At 57.4% G+C, this 1292-nt stretch carries 2 protein-coding genes; both read left to right on the top strand.

The genetic code is table 11. The annotated features are described in order from the left end of the window. Positions 1–405: LysR substrate-binding domain-containing protein (locus FS804_RS24645; protein WP_246665957.1), on the top strand; the 405-nt coding region annotated here is incomplete at its 5' end. Positions 406–588: 183 nt separating this feature from the next. Next, the coding region (locus tag FS804_RS24640) for an alpha/beta fold hydrolase (RefSeq protein WP_144579347.1) at positions 589–1292 on the top strand (704 nt) is incomplete at its 3' end.

Here is a 1292-nt window from a genome sequence, read left to right as displayed (position 1 = left end):
CGCGTCATGTGCGGTTCGCCCAAATACTTCGAGCGCTATGGCGTTCCGAAATCGCCAGCCGATCTCAAGGACCACCGTATCGCTGCTTCTACCGCGGCCTGGGCTTCACCAGAGTGGAAGTTTCGCGAGGATCACCGCGTGTCGGTGGATGCGGCTTTGCAATGCAACACCAACGAAGCCGCGATACAGTCCGCGCGTGAGGGATGGGGTCTGACCAGGGTTCTCAACTATCAGATCGGCCCAGCCCTCGTCGCAGGAGAACTCCAGATCATTCTCAGCGAGTTTGAGGAACCCGCTTTGCCAATTCATATACTCCATCCTGAAGGACGGCATGCTCCAGCAAAGGTCCGCGCCTTCGTCGATATGGCTGCAAACAGACTACGCGAGAACCGGCTTTTGAATTGATATTTGGCTTTCAAGGCTCAAATAATCGGCAATCAAGTCGCTTTTGGCACGATCATTCCGTCACACTCATATCGTCAGATGCAATAATCCCTTGTCTAATATGGACATTCTCCCTCCAGGCAGAAAGAGCGATGGTGGTCGCAAGCAAGAAGCCGCCCGCAACCACTCCTGAGGAGAACCGAAATGTCTCGTACTCTCGCCGTACTGCTTCTCGCATCCGCCAGCATCTTTGCTTCCGCTCCAGCCACGATAGCCTTCGCCGAAACACCCGCCACCACGCACCAGGCGCCTGCAACGATCCATTATCGCTCCATGAAGATCGATGGGGTCAACGTCTTCTATCGTGAAGCCGGCCCTGCAGACGGCCCCGTCGTCGTCCTGCTTCACGGCTTTCCGACATCGTCCCACATGTTCCGCAACCTGATCCCGCTGCTCGCAGACCGCTACCGCGTAATCGCCCCTGACTATCCGGGCTTCGGCCAGAGCGATGCGCCGGATCACACAAAATTCGAATATTCCTTCGGCCACTATGCCGATATCGTCGATACGCTGCTGACCAAGCTCGGCGCTGCCAAATACTCGATGTATGTCATGGATTACGGTGCACCTGTTGGTTACCGGCTGGCGCTCAAGCACCCGGACCGCGTCACCGGCCTGATCGTCCAGAACGGCAATGCCTATGATGAAGGCATCCGCGATTTCTGGAACCCGATCCGCGCCTACTGGACGTCGGGCGCAAAGAAGGATCGGGAGGCGCTCTCCGTGCTTGTCGCACCTGAAACGACCAAGTTTCAGTATACCGATGGCGTCAAGGACCTGACCCGCATCAGCCCCGACAACTGGGTCCACGACCAGGCGCTGCTCGACCGGCCGGGCAACAAGGATAT

Origin of the sequence: Agrobacterium sp. DE0009, assembly GCF_007680755.1 — a bacterium.
GTDB classification, from domain to species: Bacteria; Pseudomonadota; Alphaproteobacteria; order Rhizobiales; family Rhizobiaceae; genus Agrobacterium; species Agrobacterium tumefaciens_B.
The sequence above is the reverse complement of the archived record's forward strand: the minus strand, read 5'-3'. Positions and strand labels throughout refer to the sequence as shown.